The 19148-nt window shown below is 68.2% G+C and carries 22 protein-coding genes and 1 tRNA gene; 11 read left to right on the top strand and 12 right to left on the bottom strand.

Annotated elements, in window-relative coordinates; genetic code table 11:
* Genes AC1D1G_RS18845 through AC1D1G_RS18835 form a run of 3 tightly spaced genes read right to left on the bottom strand, consistent with a single transcriptional unit; the run spans nt 1 to nt 3370 of the window.
* Complete coding sequence (locus tag AC1D1G_RS18845; protein WP_283352481.1) at nt 1-786, bottom strand: 2-keto-4-pentenoate hydratase; 786 nt, start codon at nt 784-786, stop codon at nt 1-3.
* On the bottom strand, nt 786-2498 hold the full coding sequence (locus AC1D1G_RS18840) for an FAD-binding protein (RefSeq protein ID WP_477953186.1): 1713 nt from the start codon (nt 2496-2498) through the stop codon (nt 786-788). Before AC1D1G_RS18840 ends, AC1D1G_RS18845 begins: the two co-directional genes overlap by 1 nt.
* Entirely contained in the window at nt 2495-3370 is an 876-nt protein-coding gene (locus AC1D1G_RS18835; protein WP_477953185.1) for an alpha/beta fold hydrolase, read from the bottom strand. The genes AC1D1G_RS18840 and AC1D1G_RS18835 overlap by 4 nt, the downstream gene beginning before the upstream one ends.
* Nucleotides 3371-3567: 197 nt before the next feature.
* On the opposite strand from AC1D1G_RS18835, the gene AC1D1G_RS18830 reads away from it, so the two are divergent.
* On the top strand, nt 3568-4104 hold the full coding sequence (locus AC1D1G_RS18830; RefSeq protein WP_283352483.1) for a flavin reductase family protein: 537 nt from the start codon (nt 3568-3570) through the stop codon (nt 4102-4104).
* A gap of 33 nt (nt 4105-4137) precedes the next feature.
* On the opposite strand, the gene AC1D1G_RS18825 is transcribed toward AC1D1G_RS18830, so the two are convergent.
* Complete coding sequence (locus AC1D1G_RS18825) at nt 4138-5031, bottom strand: IclR family transcriptional regulator (RefSeq protein ID WP_280781481.1); 894 nt, start codon at nt 5029-5031, stop codon at nt 4138-4140.
* Nucleotides 5032-5233: 202 nt separating this feature from the next.
* On the opposite strand from AC1D1G_RS18825, the gene AC1D1G_RS18820 reads away from it, so the two are divergent.
* Both AC1D1G_RS18820 and AC1D1G_RS18815 read left to right on the top strand, forming a co-directional pair.
* A complete protein-coding gene (locus AC1D1G_RS18820) occupies nt 5234-6130 on the top strand; it encodes a TIGR03619 family F420-dependent LLM class oxidoreductase (protein WP_283331401.1) in 897 nt (298 codons plus the stop codon).
* Nucleotides 6127-6609, top strand: coding sequence for a nuclear transport factor 2 family protein (locus tag AC1D1G_RS18815; protein ID WP_477953184.1), 483 nt, complete (start codon nt 6127-6129; stop codon nt 6607-6609). The genes AC1D1G_RS18820 and AC1D1G_RS18815 overlap by 4 nt, the downstream gene beginning before the upstream one ends.
* 69 nt (nt 6610-6678) lie before the next feature.
* Here the strand turns inward: AC1D1G_RS18815 and AC1D1G_RS18810 are convergent, their stop codons facing one another.
* Nucleotides 6679-8142 (bottom strand): MFS transporter, encoded by a 1464-nt coding sequence (locus AC1D1G_RS18810; RefSeq protein ID WP_477953206.1) that lies wholly within the window; start codon nt 8140-8142, stop codon nt 6679-6681.
* A 244-nt stretch (nt 8143-8386) separates the two neighbouring features.
* Here AC1D1G_RS18810 and AC1D1G_RS18805 point away from each other — a divergent pair, with 244 nt between their 5' ends.
* From AC1D1G_RS18805 to AC1D1G_RS18785, 5 genes are all read left to right on the top strand, one after another.
* Nucleotides 8387-9322, top strand: coding sequence for a 3-oxoacyl-ACP reductase (locus tag AC1D1G_RS18805; protein WP_477953183.1), 936 nt, complete (start codon nt 8387-8389; stop codon nt 9320-9322).
* A 25-nt stretch (nt 9323-9347) separates the two neighbouring features.
* A complete protein-coding gene (locus AC1D1G_RS18800) occupies nt 9348-10091 on the top strand; it encodes an SDR family NAD(P)-dependent oxidoreductase (protein WP_477953205.1) in 744 nt (247 codons plus the stop codon).
* A gap of 23 nt (nt 10092-10114) precedes the next feature.
* Complete coding sequence (locus tag AC1D1G_RS18795) at nt 10115-10948, top strand: mycofactocin-coupled SDR family oxidoreductase (RefSeq protein ID WP_477953182.1); 834 nt, start codon at nt 10115-10117, stop codon at nt 10946-10948.
* A gap of 90 nt (nt 10949-11038) precedes the next feature.
* On the top strand, nt 11039-11578 hold the full coding sequence (locus AC1D1G_RS18790; protein WP_280781476.1) for a MarR family winged helix-turn-helix transcriptional regulator: 540 nt from the start codon (nt 11039-11041) through the stop codon (nt 11576-11578).
* Nucleotides 11579-11586: 8 nt separating this feature from the next.
* Nucleotides 11587-12573, top strand: a complete 987-nt coding sequence (locus tag AC1D1G_RS18785) for an AraC-like ligand-binding domain-containing protein (protein WP_477953180.1) — start codon at nt 11587-11589, stop codon at nt 12571-12573.
* On the opposite strand, the gene AC1D1G_RS18780 is transcribed toward AC1D1G_RS18785, so the two are convergent.
* Together AC1D1G_RS18780 and AC1D1G_RS18775 are read right to left on the bottom strand one after the other, a co-directional pair.
* Nucleotides 12545-13147, bottom strand: a complete 603-nt coding sequence (locus tag AC1D1G_RS18780) for a metallophosphoesterase (RefSeq protein WP_283331405.1) — start codon at nt 13145-13147, stop codon at nt 12545-12547. The genes AC1D1G_RS18785 and AC1D1G_RS18780 overlap by 29 nt on opposite strands.
* On the bottom strand, nt 13144-13578 hold the full coding sequence (locus AC1D1G_RS18775; RefSeq protein WP_477953179.1) for a hypothetical protein: 435 nt from the start codon (nt 13576-13578) through the stop codon (nt 13144-13146). The genes AC1D1G_RS18780 and AC1D1G_RS18775 overlap by 4 nt, the downstream gene beginning before the upstream one ends.
* Nucleotides 13579-13745: 167 nt before the next feature.
* On the opposite strand from AC1D1G_RS18775, the gene AC1D1G_RS18770 reads away from it, so the two are divergent.
* The 3 genes from AC1D1G_RS18770 (at nt 13746) to AC1D1G_RS18760 (ending at nt 15513) form a co-directional block, all read left to right on the top strand.
* Nucleotides 13746-14189: a hypothetical protein gene (locus AC1D1G_RS18770; protein ID WP_280781471.1), complete on the top strand. Its 444-nt coding sequence runs from the start codon at nt 13746-13748 to the stop codon at nt 14187-14189.
* Nucleotides 14190-14343: 154 nt separating this feature from the next.
* Entirely contained in the window at nt 14344-14715 is a 372-nt protein-coding gene (locus AC1D1G_RS18765; protein WP_477953178.1) for a hypothetical protein, read from the top strand.
* A gap of 21 nt (nt 14716-14736) precedes the next feature.
* Nucleotides 14737-15513 carry a class I SAM-dependent methyltransferase gene (locus AC1D1G_RS18760; RefSeq protein ID WP_477953177.1) on the top strand — a complete coding sequence of 259 codons (777 nt, stop codon included), beginning with the start codon at nt 14737-14739 and terminating at the stop codon, nt 15511-15513.
* Between the two features lie 23 nt (nt 15514-15536).
* Here AC1D1G_RS18760 and AC1D1G_RS18755 read toward each other — a convergent pair.
* The 5 genes from AC1D1G_RS18755 to eno form a co-directional block, all read right to left on the bottom strand.
* Nucleotides 15537-15613: transfer RNA gene (locus AC1D1G_RS18755), tRNA-Leu, on the bottom strand.
* A gap of 50 nt (nt 15614-15663) precedes the next feature.
* Nucleotides 15664-16608 carry a Ppx/GppA phosphatase family protein gene (locus tag AC1D1G_RS18750; RefSeq protein ID WP_280781468.1) on the bottom strand — a complete coding sequence of 315 codons (945 nt, stop codon included), beginning with the start codon at nt 16606-16608 and terminating at the stop codon, nt 15664-15666.
* The gene (locus AC1D1G_RS18745) at nt 16605-17159 is read right to left on the bottom strand and encodes a DUF501 domain-containing protein (RefSeq protein ID WP_280781467.1); all 555 of its coding nucleotides are present in this window, start codon (nt 17157-17159) and stop codon (nt 16605-16607) included. Before AC1D1G_RS18745 ends, AC1D1G_RS18750 begins: the two co-directional genes overlap by 4 nt.
* Nucleotides 17156-17881, bottom strand: a complete 726-nt coding sequence (locus AC1D1G_RS18740; protein WP_477953176.1) for an FtsB family cell division protein — start codon at nt 17879-17881, stop codon at nt 17156-17158. The genes AC1D1G_RS18745 and AC1D1G_RS18740 overlap by 4 nt, the downstream gene beginning before the upstream one ends.
* Before the next feature lie 33 nt (nt 17882-17914).
* Nucleotides 17915-19148: phosphopyruvate hydratase (eno, locus tag AC1D1G_RS18735; protein ID WP_477953175.1), on the bottom strand; the 1234-nt coding region annotated here is incomplete at its 5' end.

Here is a 19148-nt window from a genome sequence, read left to right as displayed (position 1 = left end):
TTACTTGAATTCTACTGATACAGAACCGATGTCACTGAAATCGGCGCGGAACACGTCACCGGGCCGGGCGTCGATCGCGCGGGTGCACGAGCCGGGCAGGATGACGTGCCCGGCCTCGAGTCGCACTCCGAAGCTGGCGACCTTCCGGGCCAGCCACGCCACGGCCTTCGTGGGATTGCCGAGCACCGCCGACGCCTCGCCCCGCGCGATCTCCTCCTCGCCCTGGAACAGCACGGCGGAGATCCCGCCGATGTCGACGTTCGCCGGTTCCACCCGTCCGGCGCCGAGGATCATGCCCGCCGAGGACGCGTTGTCGGCGATCGTGTCGGCGAGCCCGATCTTCCAGTCGGTGATGCGGGAGTCGATCAGTTCGATGCTGGGAACGATGTATTCGGTAGCCGCCAGCACGTCCTCTTCGGTGCATCCCTCCCCCGGCAGGGTCTCGCCGAGGACGTACCCGATCTCCACCTCGATGCGCGGGTAGCAGAATCGAGCAGTGTCGATCGGCGTCCCCTCGGCGTACACCATGCTCGACAGCAGATGTCCGTAGTCGGGTTCGTCGACGCCCATCATCTTCTGCATGACCTCGGATGACAGCCCGACCTTGTGGCCGTACACCGTCTCCCCCGCCTCCAGCCGCGCGCGGATATTGATCAGCGCGATCTCGTAGGCGTCGACCACGTCGATGCCCGGGAACACGGTGGTCAACGGGTCGATCGGCGCACGGTCCTGTTCGGCGTTCCGCAGCAGGTGGGCGGCGGACAGTCGCTGCGCATCGCTCAGCATCACGCCACCTCTCCCGCACGTGAGTGCTGTCGCGTGGTCCGGGACGCCTCGCCACTCACGTCGGCGACGTGCAGCGCGGCGATGTAGCCGAACACCATGGCGGGACCGATGGTCGCGCCCGCACCGGCGTATTCGTTGCCCATCACCGACGCCGACGTGTTGCCGGTGGCGTACAGGCCGTCGATGACGGAACCGTCCTCGCGGAGCACCCGCGCGTCGGCGTCGGTGACGAGTCCGCCCTTGGTCCCCAGGTCGCCGGCCTCGCACCGGATCGCGTAGAACGGTCCCTCGACGATCTCGTCGAGGCACGGGTTCTTCATCGTCGGGTCGCCGTAGTACCGGTCGTACGCGCTGTCGCCGCGGCCGAAGTCCTCGTCCTTGCCGGTGCGGGCGAAGCCGTTGAACCGGTCGATGGTCGCGACCAGGGTGTCGGCCTTGACGCCGATCGCGTCGGCGAGGTCGCGCAGCGTGTCCGCCTTGTGCACGACCCCGGAGTCGTAGAACCCCTGCGGGAACGGCACACCCGGCAGCACCTGCGCGAACGGGTACCGCGACTTCGCCTTGCCGTCCATCACGAACCACGCCGGGACGTGACCGCCGTCGAGTTGGTCGTGGACGAAGTTCACGTACGGCGACGACTCGTTGGTGAAGCGTTCGCCGCGGCCGTTGACGATCACCGACGGCGGAATGCACCGTTCCGAGACGAGCGGGATCACGGCGCCCATCGGGTGGAGCACCGACGGCATCCACCAGGCGTCGTCCATGAGGTCGACTGCCGCGCCGAGCTTCTGGCCGGCGACGATGCCGTCGCCGGTGTTCTCCCGGGCGCCGGCACTGACGTCCGGGACGCCGTGCTTGGGTAGATACTTCGCGCGCATGTCCTGATTGTGGTCGAATCCGCCGGTCGCGAGCAGCACGCCGTGGCGGGCGCCGATCCGGACCGTGTGCCCGTCGCGTTCGGCGAGAACACCGACGACCGCTCCGGTGCCGTCGACGATCAGTTCCGTCATCGACGTCTTCAGCCACAGCGGCACCCCGGCATCCTTGAGGACCATCCGCATCCGCGCCACGAGTGCGCGGCCGCCGGTGGCCATGTGGCGTCGGCGGATCACGTTGGACGCCACCCGCCACGCCGCGACCAGTGATGCCTTGCGGCCCTTCCAGGTGCGCTTGACCATGGCGAGGTCGTGGTAGTCCTTGGACGTGACCCACAGTCCCAGCGGACCCTTCATGCTGTTCGGCCGCTGATACTGCTCGTCCTCCTTCAGCGCCCGGGTGTCGAACGGCGTGCATTCGATGGTGCGTCCGAGCGGACGGCCGCCGTCATACTCCGGGTGGTAGTCGGAGTAGCCCTTCACCCAGTACAGCTTCATGTGCGGGCTGCGGTCGAGCAGGTCCATCAGCTCGGGGCCCTTGTCGACGAACGCGTCGAGACGGTCGGCGGGAACCGTGCCCTCGGTGATGATGTCGAGGTAGCGGCGGATCGATTCCCGCGAGTCGACCACACCCTTCTCCCGCAGTGTCGGGGCGTTGGGAATCCAGATGCCGCCCCCGGAGATGGCGGTGGATCCGCCGAACGTGGTGCCCTTGTCGATGACGAGAGTGTCGATTCCCCGGTCGGCCGCGGTGATCGCCGCGGCCATGCCGCCGCCACCGCTGCCGACGACGAGAAAATCGACTGTGGTGTCGAAGTTTTCTTCGGTGCCGCTCATCGTCCGGTGCCGTCCTTGCGGAGGAGGAAGGCGAGGACGGCACTCTCGAACGCCGTCTTCTGCTCGATCATCGCCCAGTGCCCGCAATTGGGGAACACGTGCAGTTCCGCCCGGGGAATCGACCGCATCGGGATGATCGCCATGTCCAGCGGGCTGACCCGGTCGTCGCGGCCCCACGTGAGCAGTGTCGGCGCCTTCACCTTGTGCAGCTGAGCCCAGTACGGCGTCGCATCGGACTCGAGTGCCGCCTTGGCGCCGGCCTCGAACGCCGCCCTGCTGTACATCTTGCGGGCGCTGGCGAGGGTCTCGGGGTCGGTTGCCTGCGTCCAGCGTTCCTCGATCAGTTCCTCGGTGACCATCGCGGGGTCGAACACCATCGAGTGCAGCCACGCGATCAGTCGTTCCCGGGTGGGGTCGTCCGTGAACTCCATCAGGAGGTTGATGCCCTCACCGGGGCCGGGGCTGAAGAGGTTCCTGCCGATGCCGCCGATGGTGATCAGCTTGCCGACCCGGTCGGGGTGCGCGATGGCGAACTGGGTGGCGACGATGCCGCCCATCGAGTTTCCGAGCATTGCCACCTCGTCCAGTCCGAGCCCGTCGAGGAAGCGGAGTACCGCGTCGCCTGCGGTGAGCATCGGATGACCGCCGAAGTCGTCGCTGACCCCGAATCCCGGGAACTCCAGGACGAAGGTGCGGAAGTGCTCGGCGAAGACGCCGAGGTTGCCGCGGAAGTTGCGCCACCCCGTCACGCCGGGGCCGGAGCCGTGCAGCAGCAGAAGAGGCGGGCCGTCGCCGGCCTCATGGTAGCGAAGCACGCCGAGGTCGGTCTTCAGCTCCTTCAGGGTGCCCTCGTAACTCGAGTCAGTCGTCATGGTCGGTCACGTTGCCAGCGCGCTCCAGGCTCGGACAGAAGCGATCCCGGTCAGCGAGACATCGCCCTGTGCGCGCAGGCATCGGCCGGGGATTTCCACTGACCGAGACGGCATCTCGTGACGGTTCTGGGCCGTCCCTAGCCTCGGGGACGATCGTCGAACGGGTCGGCGACGGAAGAGCAATCGGAGGCGGTCTGATGGCAATCGAACCGGCCGGCACCCAGCCCGGGACCCGCTCGGACGCACCGTCACCGGACGAGATGCGCCGTGCCCTCGGCCAATTCGCCAGCGGAGTGACGGTGGTGACCGGCCTCGACACGGAGGGTCCGGTGGGTTTCACGTGTCAGTCGTTCGCGTCGGTGTCCCTGGAGCCGCCGCTGATCCTGTTCTGCGCCGATCACCGCGGGCGAGCATGGCCGCGCATCCGGCGGTCGGGGCGTTTCACGATCAACGTGCTGCGCGAGGACCAGACGGACCTCTGTGTCCGGTTCGGCTCGAGCCGGGGCACCAAGTTCGACGGGCTCGCCTGGGAGCCGTCGCGGTGGTCGACGCCGTCGCTGCCGGGGGTCCTCGTCCGCGTGCACGCGGACGTGCAGTCGGTGCACACCGCCGGCGACCACGACGTCGTGATCGGACGCGTCCTGGAACTCGACTCGGTGTGCGAGGAACGTCCGATGGTGTTCTTCCGGGGCGGTTTCGGCATCGACGCCGCTCCGCGGCCCGTGCGCGCGTAGCGAGTCCAGCGACTCGTCACACGCGCACGGGCGCTACAGCCATTGCCCGGACTGCACCGCGAGGAGCTGGTCCAGCGTCTCGGTCGACCACGAGCTGTCCGGGATCTCCGGGGTCCGGCGGCCGCGACGGGGTGTTCCCAGTTCGGGGTGGAGCGTCCGGGTGACTTCCCGGGCGGCGTCGACGACGAGCGGGGCGACACGCTCGAGTTGGACGGTGCGCGTGTCGCCGCACAGCGAGATGCCGGCCACCGGCCCGTCGGCGCTGCGGACCGCGACACCGACGCAGCCGATTCCGCGCACCGCCTCGCCCCGCTCGAACGCGAGGCCGCGGCGCTGCCGGATCCGGTTGAGCTCCTGGTGCAGTGTGGACAGTTCGGTGATCGTGCGGTCCGTGCTCCGGTTGAGCCGCGGCCCGTACATGCTGTCGACCTGCTCCGGGTCCACCCACGCCAGCATCGCCTTGCCGCCCGCCGTCGTGTAGGCGGGCACGCGCCCACCCACCCGCGACGGCAGGCTCGCGGCCATCCGTCCGCCCACCTTGTCCAGGTACACGCTCTCCGCACCGTCCAGCACGGCCAGGTGCACCACCATTCCGGTCTGCATGTGCAGGTCGTGCAGCAGCGGTGCCGCCGCGGCCCGGACCTGGCTGTGCCCGTTGTCGCCGCCGCCGAGCCCCATCGCGCGCCGTCCGAGGCAGTAGCCGAAGCTGGCGTGGTCGACCCAGTCGAGGCGAACCAGCTGATCGAGGATGCGGTGCACCGTGGACCGCGGCAGCCGGGTGCGGCACGCGACCTCCTCGAGGGTCAGGCGCGACGTGCGGCCGTCGAAGGCGTCGAGGATCAGCGTCATCCGCTCGACCATCGACGGTGGCAGATCCTTCTTCGCAGCGGGTACCGACAGTGCATCATCCGAATCGACGACAGTCATCGACGCCTCCAAATATCCTGGTCACACGCATACGCCCGACAAAAATTGAAATGAATTCTTAAAATGTACCAGCCGTGCCCGCCGCGGGGAAGAAATCGGACAATCGCCGCGCCCGGTCAGCGGGAACGCCCGCGCGACCCCCGGGGCACCTCCACTACAACGGTGACGACAGACCGACCCCCGACAGCGGAGTAACCACCTGATGCACATAGGAATCGCGCCACCCATCGTCATCGCGCACCCCGCCGTCCGCGAGGACTGGGAACTCGGCGCCGGCATCGCGGAGTTGACCGCGATCGCCCGCACCGCCGACCGCCTCGGCTACCACCACCTCACCTGCAGCGAGCACGTCGCCGTCCCCACCGACGTCGCGGTCGAGCGCGGCGGCACCTACTGGGACCCGCTCGCGACCCTCGGGTTCCTGGCCGCCCAGACCACCGGCATCCGCCTCGCCACCCAGGTCCTGGTACTCGGCTATCACCACCCCCTCGAGATCGCGAAGCGCTACGGCACGCTCGACGTCGTCAGCGGCGGCCGACTCGTCCTCGGGCTGGGCGTGGGCAGCCTGCGCGAGGAATTCGACCTGCTCGGCGCCCATTTCGACGACCGGGGCGCCCGCGCCGACGACGCCCTCGCGGCGCTCCGTGCGTCGCTGTCACAACCTCGGCCCGAGTACCACGGCACGTTCTACGACTTCGACGGCGTCGTCGTCGAACCGCACGCCGTCCAGCCGCGGGTTCCGCTGTGGATCGGGGGACGGACTCTGCGATCCCTGCGCCGCGCGGTGACGCTCGGCGACGGGTGGGTGCCGTTCGGCCTGTCGCTCGACGAGTTGTGCACGCTGCTCGCCAGAGTCGACCTCCCCGAGGGTTTCGAGGTGGTCCTCAGCGCCGGCGCGCCCCTCGATCCGATCGGCTCCCGCGACACCGTGACCCGCGCCCTCGAACGACGACGCGACGCCGGCACCACCGTCGTCAGCGCCACCCTCGCGTCCACGAGCGCAGCCCACTACTGCGAGCAACTGGAGGCCCTCCGGCAGCTGGGCGACGAACTCGACCTCTCCTTCCGCACCGCAACCGAAGACAGGATCCGTCCATGACCGGCACCGAAGAACTCGTCCGCGCACTCGCCGAACGCGTCACCGCGCTCGAAGACAAGCTCGCCATCCTCGAGCTGATGACCGCCTACGGTCCCGCCATCGACAGCGGTTCGGCCGACGCGGTCGCACGCCTGTGGACCGAGGACGGTGTGTACGACGTCGACACCGGGGTGATGCGCGGGCATGCGGCCATCACGGCGATGGTGCAGTCGCAGGCGCACCAGGGCTGGATCGGCGGCGGCTGCGCGCACATGCTCGAGCCCGGGCACGTGCGCGTCGACGGTGACACCGCGGTGGCCACGTGCAAGTCGCAGCTGATCATTCACGACGACGACGGATTCCGCGTCCACCGGAYCACCGCCAACCGGTGGGAGCTCGCCAAGATCGACGGCGAGTGGAAGGTGACCCGGCGCGTCAATCGGCTGCTCGACGGTCGCGAGGAGGCGCGCACCCTGCTGGCGGCTGGGGTGCGCGCCTGAACACTTGGACTGCCACACCGACACGAGGCCCGCAGATGCTGCGGGCCTCGTGGTCGGGCAAGGAAACTGTCAGGCGACCATCTCCGACTTCGGCGACGCCACGTCGACCGGACGCTCGATCTTGTTGCGGATGAGGAGAAGTCCCATCACCGAGGCCAGCAGTCCGGCGACGGCGAGTGTGAAGAAGGCGTAGACGAAGCCCCTCTCCGAGTACTGCGCGGCGCGGCCCACCAGCACGACACCGGGGATCGCGACGATGGCGATCATCACCTGACTGCCGATCGCACTACCCAGCGAGCCGGAGAGGTTCAGCATCCCGCCTGCAATTCCCTGCGTCTGCGCGGGCACGGTGCGCATGATGAGGTTCGGCAGCGTCGCCGATGCGGAACCGAGCCCGAGGCCGATCACCAACTGCCCGAACATCATCTGGACCGTCGAGTCGTGCAGGGTGGCGAGCAGGAACGATCCGAGCGCGAGGGACGCGCCGCCGAACACCAGAACCGGTGCCGGGCCGATGCGGCGGGTGAAGTATCCGCCGACCGGGCCCGCGATCATCGACACGACGCCCGTGGGGACGGTGTAGATGGCGACGGCGAGTGCGGTGACTCCGAATCCGTAACCGAGACCGAGGTCGGGATCGGTCATCACGAACATCGGGATGAGCATCGAATGGCTGACCAGGACGAACTGGACGAAACCGCTGGCGGCCAATGTTTTCGCGACGGGTCCGTGCTTCAGCATCTGCAGGTCGATGAGCGGTTCCTTCGGCGTGCGTTCGTAGAGCAGCCAGCCGGCGAGGATGGCGAGCCCGCCGCCAACGCACAGCAATGTCTGCGGGGCCGTGTACCCCCACGCGGTGGCCTTGCCGATACCGAACAGCAGCACGAATGCGCCGAGGCCGAGGATGGCCGCGCCGAGCACGTCCAGCTTCGATCGCGTCCGCAGCGTGGTCTCGGGAACGAAGATCGCGACCGCGATTCCGACGACCKCCACGTGGAGGAGTTGCGCCCAGAACACGCCGGTGTAGCCGAAGTGGTCGATGAGGTAACCGCCGATGATCGGGCCGAGGATGGTGCTGGCGCCCATTCCGGTGGCGACGAATCCCACGGCCACGGGAATGATCGACGGGGGCAGAATGTCTCGGATCAACCCGTAGGCGAGCACGAGGATCGCCATGCCCGCACCCTGCAAGCCGCGGCCCACGAGGAAGAGTTCGAAGTTGGGGGCCAGCGCGCCGAGTAGTGAGCCGGCGCCGAACACCGCGGCGGACACGAGCATCATCCGCTTCTTGCCGTAGATGTCGCCGAGTTTGCCGACGAGCGGAGTCGAGGCGGCAAGCATCAGGGTGACGATCGTGATCACCCAGCCGACGTTCGCGGTGCCGAAGTGTTTCGCGATCTCCGGCAGCGCCGGGGTGACGAAGTTGTAGGCGAGCGGGATGACTTCGACCAGAAGGATGATCAAGGCCAGCAGGGCGAACGCCTTCCCGCGTGAGAGCGGTGCGCGCTCCGCCTCACCTGGGGACAGGGGCATGTTATGCATATGTGGCTCCGGGGGATTCGAGAGGATCAGCACGCCCAACCTGGCATGCCGCCCAGTGACGTCGACCACAGTTCCCACTCACCGAGACCTGCCCGCAGCCGGTGTCGTCGATGCCGAATCAGCAGGGAAAGTAGAAAACATTCCCCCATTGAATCGTGCCTATGTAGTGACTGATCAGTAGTTCGTGCGATACAACTAGAATGAAATCTAATTCTTCTCGCAATCAGGAGTTCCCATGACGGAATCACTCAGCCTCGCCGGACGCACCGCCGTCGTCACCGGCGCGGGCGCAGGCCTCGGCCGGGCCGAAGCCCTCGCACTCGCCGCCGCAGGCGCGGCAGTCGTCGTCAACGACATGGGCGACGGCGCACACGCGGTGGCCGCGGAGATCGCGGCAGCAGGCGGCCGCGCCACCGCCGTGACCGGCGACGTCTCCGACTGGTCGCTGGGCGAACGCCTCGTGCACGAGGCCGTCCGCACATTCGGATCGATGGACATCCTCGTCAACAACGCCGGAATCCTGCGCGACAAGATGATTTTCAACCTCTCCGAATCCGACTGGGACGAAGTCATCCGCGTCCATCTCAAGGGGCACGCCGCCACGTCGCGGGCCGCGGCCGTGCACTGGCGCGAGGCGAGCAAGACCGCCGGAGGCCCCGTGTACGGGCGGGTCGTCAACACATCGTCCGAGGCGTTCCTGTTCGGATCGGCGGGCCAGCCCAACTACTCGGCCGCGAAGGCCGGGATCACCGCGCTCACACTGTCGACGGCACAGGGCCTCTCGCGTTACGGGGTGCGCGCCAACGCGATCTGCCCGCGCGCCAGGACGGCCATGACCGCCGACGCGTTCGGCGAGAACACGGCCGACGCGGGACCCGACCCCCTGTCCCCCGGCCGGGTCGCCACGCTCGTCCACTACCTGTCCTCCCCCGCCTCCGACGAGATCAACGGGCAGGTGTTCGTCGTGTACGGCAAGATGGTCGCGCTGATGGCAGCGCCGAAGGTCGAGAACCGCTTCGACGCAGCAGGTTCCGCCTTCTCACCCGAGGAGCTCGAGGAGCATCTCACACCCTATTTCGCCGGCCGCGGACCGCACGAGAACTATGCCGCGTTCAGCGTCGCCGAACTGGAGAAGGTCGCGCTGGCGACCGGCGACACCGCCGGTGTCTGAGCCACACCCGCAGAAGGAGCACACGATTAGGCTGCACGGAAAGACGGCGATCGTGACGGGCGGCGCCGGAGGCATCGGCCGCGCCGTGACGACGGTGTTCGTCCGCGAGGGCGCCAACGTCCTGTTCGTCGACATCGACGACGAACGCGGCAAGGATCTCGAGCAGGAACTGGGATCGTCCGCTCGCTTTCTGAACGCCGACATCTCCCGGCGCGAGTCCGCCGAGCAGATCCGGGACGCCGCCGTCGCCGCGTTCGGATCCGTGGACGTGCTGGTCAACAACGCCCACGCCTCCCGGCAGGCACTGCTGATCGACCACACCCAGGAGATGTTCGATCTCTCGTTCCGGACCGGGTTCTATCCGGTCGTGCACCTCATGCAGGCCTGCTACGAGCAGTTGAAGGCGGCGAAGGGTTCGGTGATCAACTTCGCGTCCGGGTCCGGGCTCGACGGCATGCCCACCCAGACGTCGTACGCCGCGGCGAAGGAAGCGATCCGCGGCGTCAGCCGGGTGGCGGCCAACGAGTGGGCGGCCGATCAGATCCGGGTGAACGTGATCTGCCCGTTCGCCGCGACCGAGGGCGTCCTCGCCTGGCAGGAACGATTCCCCGAACGCGCCGCCGCGTCCGTGGCGAAGGTTCCGCTCCAGCGGATCGGCGATCCCGAGACCGACATCGCGCCCGTCGCGGTGTTCCTCGCGTCCGAAGATTCGCGGTACATGACCGGACAGACACTGATGGCGGACGGCGGCCGCATCAAGCTGCGCTGATCCGCCCGGACAGGAGAACGACGATGGAAGACTTCGAGGGCCGGGTCGCCCTGATCACCGGCGGTGCCCGCGGTCAGGGCCGCAGCCACGCGGTCGCACTGGCGGAACGCGGAGCAGACATAGTTCTGTGCGACCGCTGCGAGGACAGCCCGGCCGTGAACTATCCCCTGGCCACTGCCGCCGATCTCGACGAAACCGCGGAACTGGTGCGCGCCACCGGTCACCGGTGCATCACCGCCGAGGCGGACACCGCGGACCGGGCGGCGATGGACGCATTGGTCGCGGAGGCGGAGTCCGAGTTCGGGAGAATCGACGTCGCGGTCGCGAATGCCGGCGTCTCGGTGGCCGCACCGGTGCAGTCGCTCACGCAGGAACAGTGGTCGGAGGCGATCGGTTCCAACCTCACCGGCGTCTTCAACACCGTGGGAGCGGTGGCGCCCGGCATGATCCGGCGGGGATACGGCCGGATCGTCACCATCTCGTCGATGCTCGGCCGGGCCGGCAACACCAACATGGCAGCGTACGCGGCGTCGAAGTGGGGCGTCATCGGGCTCACCAAGAGCGCGGCGCTCGACCTCGCCCCGCACGGCATCACGGTGAATGCGATTGCGCCGGGAAACATCTCGACACCGATGATTCACAACGACGCCCTCTACCGGATGATGCGTCCCGACCTCGACGCGCCCGCAGCGGAGGACGTGGAACCGGTGTTCCGCAGCCTGCACGCCCAACCGGTGGCGTGGCTGGACGCCGCCGAGATCACCCGGGTCGTACTGTTCCTCGCCGCCGAGGGCAGCGCACACATCAGCGGCATCGTCCTGCCCGTCGACGCGGGCAATGCCGCGCGCGGCCTGTGAGTACTTATTAACCGCCCGACGTTGATAAGTACTCACGGGCGCTATTGGTCAAGGCTTTGATTACACCCGTTCGGCCGCTAACCTGTGCTCATGCCCGAGGAGACGACCGACCAGAGCAACCTGGACTTCCTGTCCTTCGTGGACTTCGCGGTAGGCAAGACCGTCGACGAACTGCCAGAGGTCGACCCGGTGTCCATGCGGCTGGTTCTCGCGCTGCACCGCGTGACCAGTGCCCTCGTCTACGACCTCGAGTCGACGGTCCACCGGCCCAGCGGGTGGAGCTGGCCTGGGTTCCGGGTGCTGTTCGTGTTGTGGCTCGCCGGACCGTGCGAGGCCAAGCGGGTGGCCTCACTGTCGGGGATGAGCAGGTCTGCCGTGTCGGCGCTGGTGAACACGCTCGAGCGCGACGGCCTCGTGACACGGCGACCGTCCGCAGGCGACCGCCGGGCGGTCGACCTCGAGCTGACCGACGCCGGGCACGACGCCATCGTCAGCACGTACTCGGCGCACAACAAGCGCGAGCAGACGTGGACCGAGACGCTGACACCGTCGGAACGGCTCGTCCTGATCGGGTTGCTGGAGAAGCTGGCGTCGGGCACCGCCGCCCGCGAAGCCGTCAAACGCAGTTGAGGTAGACGATGGTCGTGAGCAGTCTCATCCGTCCGGGGGAACAGCGCCTCGTCTCGTTCGACGAGTTCCGCGAGTCGGTGAGCGACGCGTTCGTCCCCCTCGAGATGACGTCGGCAGACCACGACGACTTCCGTGGCGTCATCCGCGGCGCGACGGTCGGTGCGGTCCGGATCAGCGAGGTCACGGCCGCCCCGCACGTTATTCGGCGAACGCCCCGGACCATCCGCGCCGCCAACCCCGATTACTTCAAACTCGGACTGCAGGTGCGCGGGAACAGCGTCCTGAGCCAGGACGGCCGCGAAACCGCGCTCGCCCCCGGCGACTTCGCGATCTACGACACGACCCGGCCGTATCAGCTGTCGTTCGACGACCGCTTCCGGATGCTGGTCGTGATGTTCCCCCGGCACCTCCTCCGCGTTCCGCCCGACGGCATCGCCCAGCTCACCGCACGCCGTGTGCCCGGCAGACAGGGGCTCGGTGCCGTCGTCACCCCACTGTTGCGCGGGCTCGGCGAGCAGATCGCCGACGCCTCCCCCACCGTCGCGGTGCACCTCGGCGATGCCGTCCTCGATCTGGTCGCGGCCGCGTTCGCGGAGCAACTTCACCTCGCCGGCGGGGTGCTCCCGCAGTCGCGCGGGGACGCACTGCGCGCCAAGGTGACCGCCTTCCTCGACGAGCGGCTCGCCGACCGGGAACTGGATCTGCACTCGATCGCCGCCGCGCATCACATCTCGGTGCGGCACCTGCAGAAGATGTTCGAAGCCGACGGCGACACGGTCAGCGGATGGATTCGACGCCGTCGCCTCGAGCAGTGCCGACGCGATCTCGCCGATCCCCGTTACCGCGACCTACCCGTCTCGGCCATCGGTGCCCGCTGGGGTTTCGCCGACGCCGCCCACTTCTCCCGGCTGTTCAAGAACGCGCACGGATCGACACCCGGCCGATACCGCGCCGACGCCACACCGGTCACCGAGTCGACGCGTCCGACCCGATGATCTCCGCGATCTCGTCGACGTGCACGGGCCTGCGCCAACTGTCCCAGCCCACGTGGATCTGCCGTGGGTGCACGGACGGGTCGAGCACGCAGTCCTGGTGAGTGTGCCCGTGCAGCAACCAATCTCCCTCGTCCTGCAGCCGGTACTTCACGCCCCGGTCCTCCGCGGTGTGGTCGCCGACGTACGGGAAATGGGAGAGCAGCACGGTCTCGCTCGCGAGCTTCCGCCGCGCGAACAACTGTACCGACGCAAACGTCTCCAGGAACACCCGTTGCCGGACGTGACTGTTGCGGTTCGCCATCGGGTGGCACGAGTCGTGATTGCCGGGGATCAGATGCAGTTCGACGTTCCGCGTCCGCGCGAACTCGCCCAGTGCGCGCAGCGCCCAGTCCTCGGCGGCCTTACCACCGACGGTGATGTCGCCGAGTATCCAGAGTTGATCGCCGCTCCCGACGGCGGTGCCGAGCGCGTCGAGAATGGATTCGTCGTGCGCGTCGATCTCCGCCTCGAAGCCCCGGATCTCCACCAGCCGTGCGTGACGAAGGTGCAGGTCGGACGTGAACCACACGCTCATGCCAGGAACCGCGACCGCAGTTCCGCGAAGAACGCCGCCGACAACCGCTCGAAGTCGTCGGCGCTCACACGGATCCGGTCGCCGATCTCGAGCTTCAGAACGGACTGGCCGGAGACATACTTCAGGACGCTGATGCCGCGCAGGATCCCGTCGTTGTTCATCAACGAGTCGGCAATGATCTCGACTTCGTTGAGCGGGTTCCCGTCCTTGCCCGTCACCGCCCGGATCCGATGGACGAAGTAGCGGTCCAGCACCAGGACCATGTTGTCGAAGAACAGTGGCTCAAAGTCCTCGAGTGCGGCGAAGACCTTCTTGCCCGTGACCTCGCCCGCAATCGCCCCCGTCAGCGACGTGTACGCGGCGACCTGCTCCGCGACGGACGCCTCGGCATGATCGATTTCTTCCTTCGTGTAGTTCTTCCGTCCGAGCACTTCGCCGTCTCCTTCGATGCACCGGGTGTCGGATCGACACGCCGAACTCCCAGACCAGCAGTGTTCCACCTTCCACATCCCAGCAGATGAGGGTTCGAGGTGCGATACTCCCGGGTGGCTCATGCCTCGTATCACCCGGCAACCGAGAAGTCCGGAAGGATGCACCGATGAAGGTCACGATTGCACGAACCGTAGGTATCGCCGCCGCTGTCGCCGGCGCGGGTCTCCTCGCCGCCCCCACCGCGTCCGCGGCACCCGAAGACGTCACGGTCGACATCGGCGTCGACGGGAATGCGGTCATCATGGACGTCCGGTACGACGTGTCCGGGGCAGTGGTGTGCGTGATGAACATCGTCCCCGTCGACGGAACCGTGCCTGCCGCCACCGTGGGCCCGACCGTCGTGATGGGCGGAGACGACGGCGAACTGCGGGCCACCGTCGACCCCGGCGAGTACGCGGTGCAATGGTCCTGCTCGAGCGTGCCGTCTTTCGAGCAGTGGGGAAGCGTCCCGCCGCTGAACAACGGCACCGTCGAACCCACCGTCGTCACCGTGACCGAGACGTCGGGGCCGGGCGGCGGAGGCTCGTCCGGCAGTCCGTTCGGCAGCTGACGGACCGTGCGTACGTGAGCGGCGAAGCGTGTTCGAGCACTCTTTCGCACTCACGTACGCGGGAATGGCGAACTTCTTGGACCGGCGCGTAACGAAACCGCTGCGATTGGGGATTGACAGTACGGAATCCCGCAACGGACAGGAACCCTCCGCCATGGCTACCGTCACGCACATCGATATCGCTCGCGCCCGCCGCTCCCGTCGGGTTCTCTTCATCGGCAACCCCACGCGGTACAAAGAGGTGTCCCACTGGGCGATGGTCAAGCAGTGGATGGTGGTCCACGGACTCGAGCCCGTCCGGAAGATCGACGGCCCCGCGCTCTGCGCGATCGTCACCGAGGACGTCCTCGACGGAATCGGCTCACCCCAGGACGCACTGACCGTTCAGCACGCCCGTGAGCAGGGCATACCGGTCATCAGCGTCCACGACAGCACCCAGATCTGGCAGGCCACGGCCCGCGTCCGCGCGTCCATCGCGCGATCCGGCGGCAGTGCACACCCGAGCCCGCACCACCAGGGCGCCTGAGGTAGGCCGGGCCCGGCCGTCATGGTCGATTGGGACGGCGAAGGCTACGCCGATGTCGGCGCCCTCCAGCGCGCCGTCGCGGAGAAGTCGATCGCGGACCTCGCCCTCGCGGGCAGTGAACGGGTGCTCGACGTGGGATGCGGCGACGGCTTCGTCACGCTCCGGATCGCCGAACGGCTCCCCGGCGGCTCGGTGGTCGGAGTGGACGCGTCGCCGCGGATGATCGCGAAGGCCCAATCCAGAGCACTGCCGGACGGCACCCGCGCCGAGTTCCGTACCGCCGATGCACGCGCCCTCCCGTTCGATGGCGCGTTCGACGTCGCGGTGTCCTTCAACGCCCTGCATTGGGTCCCCGACCTGCAGGTGGCACTGGCCGGAATCGCCCGCAGCGTCGTGGACGGCGGGCGTGTGATCATCCAGATGGTGTGCGCGAGCCAACGGACCAGTGTCGAAGACGTTTTGATGGCCGCGGCGGCACGCCCGCGATGGGCCGAGTTCTTCACCGACTTCACGGCGCCGTTCATCCACATCGAACCGCAGAAGTTCCGCGACGTCGCGAAGGCAGCAGGACTCGGCACCACCGACCTCGTCGTGCGCGACGTCGAATGGGATTTCGGTTCCCGGGAAAAATTCGCGCGGTGGTGCACCGTCGGATCCACCGACTGGACCACGCACCTCGACGACGCAGCCGTGCCGGAGTTCATGGACGACGTCGTGCGCGAGTACGAGCAGATCGCCGGCCGCCCCGGGCTGTTCCTGTTCACCCAGATGCGGGCGGAACTCGTCCGCACGCCCTGACCCGCCGAAGCACGCCTGCACGGTGGTGCCCCCAGTCGGACTCGAACCGACACTGGGCGGATTTTAAGTCCGCTGCCTCTGCCAATTGGGCYATAGGGGCTACCGGTCGCCGAGGGTGTCCCTCGGCGACCGTGCGCAGATCACCCTAGCTCAGGCGATCGACAATGCGATTCCGTCGAGGATGTCGTGTTCGCTGACGACGAGTTGGTCGATACCGGCCTTCTTCTCGAATGCGTCGGCCAGTGCGAGGGTCACGATCGCGCCGCCGCCGATGACGTCGACCCGCCCCGGGTGCATCGGGCCGAGGGCGGCCCGTTCGGTGTGGGTCATGGCGATCAGCGAGTTGCAGACCTCCCGCAGCCGGGGCATCGGGATGCGGGAGAGATGCACCTGCTCGGCGTCGTATTCAGGCAGTTCTTTGGCGAGCGCGGCGATGGTGGTCATCGTTCCGGCGACGCCGACCCAGGTGTGGGCCTGTTCGACGGGGACACGCGCGAACGCCTCGTCCAGGCGGTCCTGCGCGAACGCGCGGGCCTCCTCGACCTGTGCGGGTGTCGGCGGATCGTCATGGAGGCAGCGCTCCGTGATGCGCACGCACCCGATGTCGGTGGAGAAGGCAGCGTGGACGCCGGATTCGTCGCCCAGCACCACTTCGGTGGAACCGCCGCCGAGGTCCACGACCACGAACGGTCCCTGCGACGGATCGAGTTCCCCGACGGCCCCGTTGAACGACAGCCGTGCTTCCTCGTCGCCGGTGATGACCTCGGCCCCGGCGCCGGGGATTACGGCGCCCAGCACCTCGCGGGTCATCGAGAAGAAGTCTTCCCGGTTGGATGCGTCGCGGGTGGCGGACGTGGCCACCATGCGGACGGCGGTGGCGCCGGCGTCCGCGATCATTCCGGCGTACTCGCTCAACGCGACTCGGGTGCGTTCGATGGCCTCGGGCGCCAGGCGCCCGGTGGCGTCCACGCCCTGTCCCAGCCGGACGACGCGCATCTCGCGACACACGTCGTGCAGTGCGCCCTGCTCGTCGACGTCGGCGACGAGCAGACGGATGGAGTTCGTGCCGCAGTCGACGGCGGCGACGCGCGTCACTGCTCGGGACTTTCGACGTCGTCGATGCCGGGCCAGTCCGCGGGAATCGCGGTGCCCCTCAGCTTTCCGCCTGCCGCGGACGCGGCGAGTGCCACCGACTCGTCGCCCAGCGGGTTGACGCCCGGCCCCTTCGCCAGCGAGTGGGCCATCAGCACGTGCAGGCATTTGACGCGCTCGGGCATTCCGCCGCCGGTGAAGTCAGTTCCGAGGGGCTCGATGGCGTCGCGCTCGGCGAGATACGACTGGTGGGCGCGCAGGTACGCGGCCGCAAGCTCCGGATCCTGTCCGAGACGCTCGGTCATCTCACGCATCACCCCGGCAGACTCCTGCCGGCTGGCCTCCGCGGTCAGTCGCGGATCGGTCAGGTAGTACAGCGTCGGAAACGGTGTTCCGTCGGGAAGTTTGGGCGCGGTCTTCACGACGCCGGGCGTGCCGTCGGGACTGCGGTACGCGATCTCGAGCACTCCCCGCGGTTCGCGGCCCAGCTGGGCGGCGACGGCGTCGAGGTCTTCCTGCGGCACGGGGCTGGACGGGTCGGACGAATTAGTCACCCGGTGGGTTCTCCTGGTTCTGGCGGTACGGGCGGCGGCACCACGGGGGGCGCCGGAGCCGGTGCCGGCCGCACCTCGGGCGCGGCCGGCGGTTCTGAAATGGTCTTCCACAGGTCGGAGTACCAGGGGCCTGCCATCTCGGCGTCCTTCTCCTCCTGCTTCTCCGGCTCCTTGTAGTCGCCGGGCAACTGCACCTGGAACGGGGTGTCGCCGGGCTTCACCCACCGGAGCCGGCCGCGTGCCTGCGCCTCGATGTAGGCGGGGTCGGAGTAGCGCTCCTCGAGGATCCGCAGCTCCTGAAGATCCTTCTCGAGCTGAACCTGTTCCGCCGCAATACGATCCGCTTCCCCACGCTGGGTGAGGTAGTTGCGCAGCGGGACCGCGAGGGTGAGCGCGAGAAGCAGCACGACCATGACGAGGACGAGCGCCTTGCCCGTCGACAGTCCGAGGATCGTGTGCTCGGAGCGAATTGCGCGGGCGGCCCCGGCCGCTCCTACCCGTCTCGGGTGGGCGCGACCGGGGAGCACCTTGCCGGTGTCGGAGCCGTCGACGGCGTCCGGTTTGCCGTCGGCCTGCCCCGGCGTCGTCGACTTGGTGGTGCGGGGGCGCCGCGCTCCGCCGGGAGTGCCGTCCGCCCGGTTTCCGCGGGCCCGTTCACCACGCCCGGAGCCCCGGCCGCCCGGACTTGCTCCGGACGACCGCGGCCTGCCGCGCTGTGCCACCTACTCCAACACCCCTTACTCGACTGTCGAACGTCAGCCTTCGAACGCGAACCGCGGGAACGCGACCTCGCCGGCGTAGCGGGCGGCGTCGCCCAGGTTCTCCTCGATGCGCAGCAGCTGGTTGTACTTGGCGACGCGCTCGCTGCGGGCGGGAGCACCGGTCTTGATCTGACCACTGCCCACGGCGACCGCGAGGTCGGCGATGGTGGTGTCCTCGGTCTCACCGGACCGGTGGCTCATCATCGTCTTGTAGCCGTTGCGGTGCGCGAGGTCGACGGCGTCGAGGGTCTCGGTCAGCGTGCCGATCTGGTTGACCTTCACCAGCAAAGCGTTCGCGGCGCCCTTGACGATGCCCTCTTCCAGGCGCTCCGGGTTGGTGACGAACAGGTCGTCACCGACGAGCTGGACCTTGTTGCCGATCTGATCGGTCAGGGCGACCCAGCCGTCCCAGTCGTCCTCGTCCAGCGGATCCTCGATGGACACGATCGGGTACGCGTCGACCAGCTCGGCGTAGAACGCCGACATCTCGGCCGCGGTCCGATTGCTGCCCTCGAACTTGTAGCCGGTGCCGTCGGTGTAGAACTCGGTGGCGGCGACGTCGAGTGCCAGTGCCACGTCCGTGCCCAGGACCAGGCCCGTCTTGCCGATGGCGACGCTGATCAGGTCCAGTGCTTCCTTGGTGCCCGCGACGTCGGGGGCGAAGCCGCCCTCGTCACCGAGACCGGTGGCCAGGCCCTTCTCCTTCAGCACCGCCTTGAGGGCGTGGTACACCTCGGCGCCCCAGCGCAGCGACTCCTTGAACGTGGCGGCACCGATCGGGGCGACCATGAACTCCTGGACGTCGACACCGGTGTCGGCGTGCGCGCCACCGTTGAGGATGTTCATCATCGGGACGGGAAGGACGTGGGCGTTGGGGCCGCCGACGTAACGGAAGAGATCCAGACCCGACGACTCGGCGGCCGCGCGGGCCACCGCCAGCGACGCACCCAGGAGCGCGTTGGCGCCCAGACGCGACTTGTCCGGGGTGCCGTCGGCGTCCAGCAGGGCCTGGTCGACGGTCCGCTGCTCGGTGGCGTCGATCCCGATGATGGCCGGAGCGATCTCGCTCAGGACGGCCTCGACGGCCTTCTCGACACCCTTGCCGCCGTACCGGTCGCCGCCGTCTCGCAATTCGACGGCCTCGTGCTCACCGGTCGATGCGCCCGACGGAACCGCGGCGCGAGCGAAACTTCCGTCGTCGAGCAGCACCTCGACCTCCACCGTGGGG

The sequence above is a fragment of the Rhodococcus sp. P3_B8 genome, from assembly GCF_056402775.1.
Note: the sequence above shows the minus strand (reverse complement) of the source record. Positions and strands in the feature narration are given on the sequence as shown.

Excerpts from the sequence above, each read along its gene's own strand:
- AC1D1G_RS18845 (WP_283352481.1), bottom strand. The coding sequence starts at position 786 with ATGCTGAGCGATGCGCAGCGACTGTCCGCCGCCCACCTGCTGCGGAAC.
- AC1D1G_RS18840 (WP_477953186.1), bottom strand. The coding sequence starts at position 2,498 with ATGAGCGGCACCGAAGAAAACTTCGACACCACAGTCGATTTTCTCGTC.
- AC1D1G_RS18835 (WP_477953185.1), bottom strand. The coding sequence starts at position 3,370 with ATGACGACTGACTCGAGTTACGAGGGCACCCTGAAGGAGCTGAAGACC.
- AC1D1G_RS18830 (WP_283352483.1), top strand. The coding sequence starts at position 3,568 with ATGGCAATCGAACCGGCCGGCACCCAGCCCGGGACCCGCTCGGACGCA.
- AC1D1G_RS18825 (WP_280781481.1), bottom strand. The coding sequence starts at position 5,031 with ATGACTGTCGTCGATTCGGATGATGCACTGTCGGTACCCGCTGCGAAG.
- AC1D1G_RS18820 (WP_283331401.1), top strand. The coding sequence starts at position 5,234 with ATGCACATAGGAATCGCGCCACCCATCGTCATCGCGCACCCCGCCGTC.
- AC1D1G_RS18805 (WP_477953183.1), top strand. The coding sequence starts at position 8,387 with ATGACGGAATCACTCAGCCTCGCCGGACGCACCGCCGTCGTCACCGGC.
- AC1D1G_RS18795 (WP_477953182.1), top strand. The coding sequence starts at position 10,115 with ATGGAAGACTTCGAGGGCCGGGTCGCCCTGATCACCGGCGGTGCCCGC.
- AC1D1G_RS18790 (WP_280781476.1), top strand. The coding sequence starts at position 11,039 with ATGCCCGAGGAGACGACCGACCAGAGCAACCTGGACTTCCTGTCCTTC.
- AC1D1G_RS18785 (WP_477953180.1), top strand. The coding sequence starts at position 11,587 with ATGGTCGTGAGCAGTCTCATCCGTCCGGGGGAACAGCGCCTCGTCTCG.
- AC1D1G_RS18780 (WP_283331405.1), bottom strand. The coding sequence starts at position 13,147 with ATGAGCGTGTGGTTCACGTCCGACCTGCACCTTCGTCACGCACGGCTG.
- AC1D1G_RS18770 (WP_280781471.1), top strand. The coding sequence starts at position 13,746 with ATGAAGGTCACGATTGCACGAACCGTAGGTATCGCCGCCGCTGTCGCC.
- AC1D1G_RS18765 (WP_477953178.1), top strand. The coding sequence starts at position 14,344 with ATGGCTACCGTCACGCACATCGATATCGCTCGCGCCCGCCGCTCCCGT.
- AC1D1G_RS18760 (WP_477953177.1), top strand. The coding sequence starts at position 14,737 with ATGGTCGATTGGGACGGCGAAGGCTACGCCGATGTCGGCGCCCTCCAG.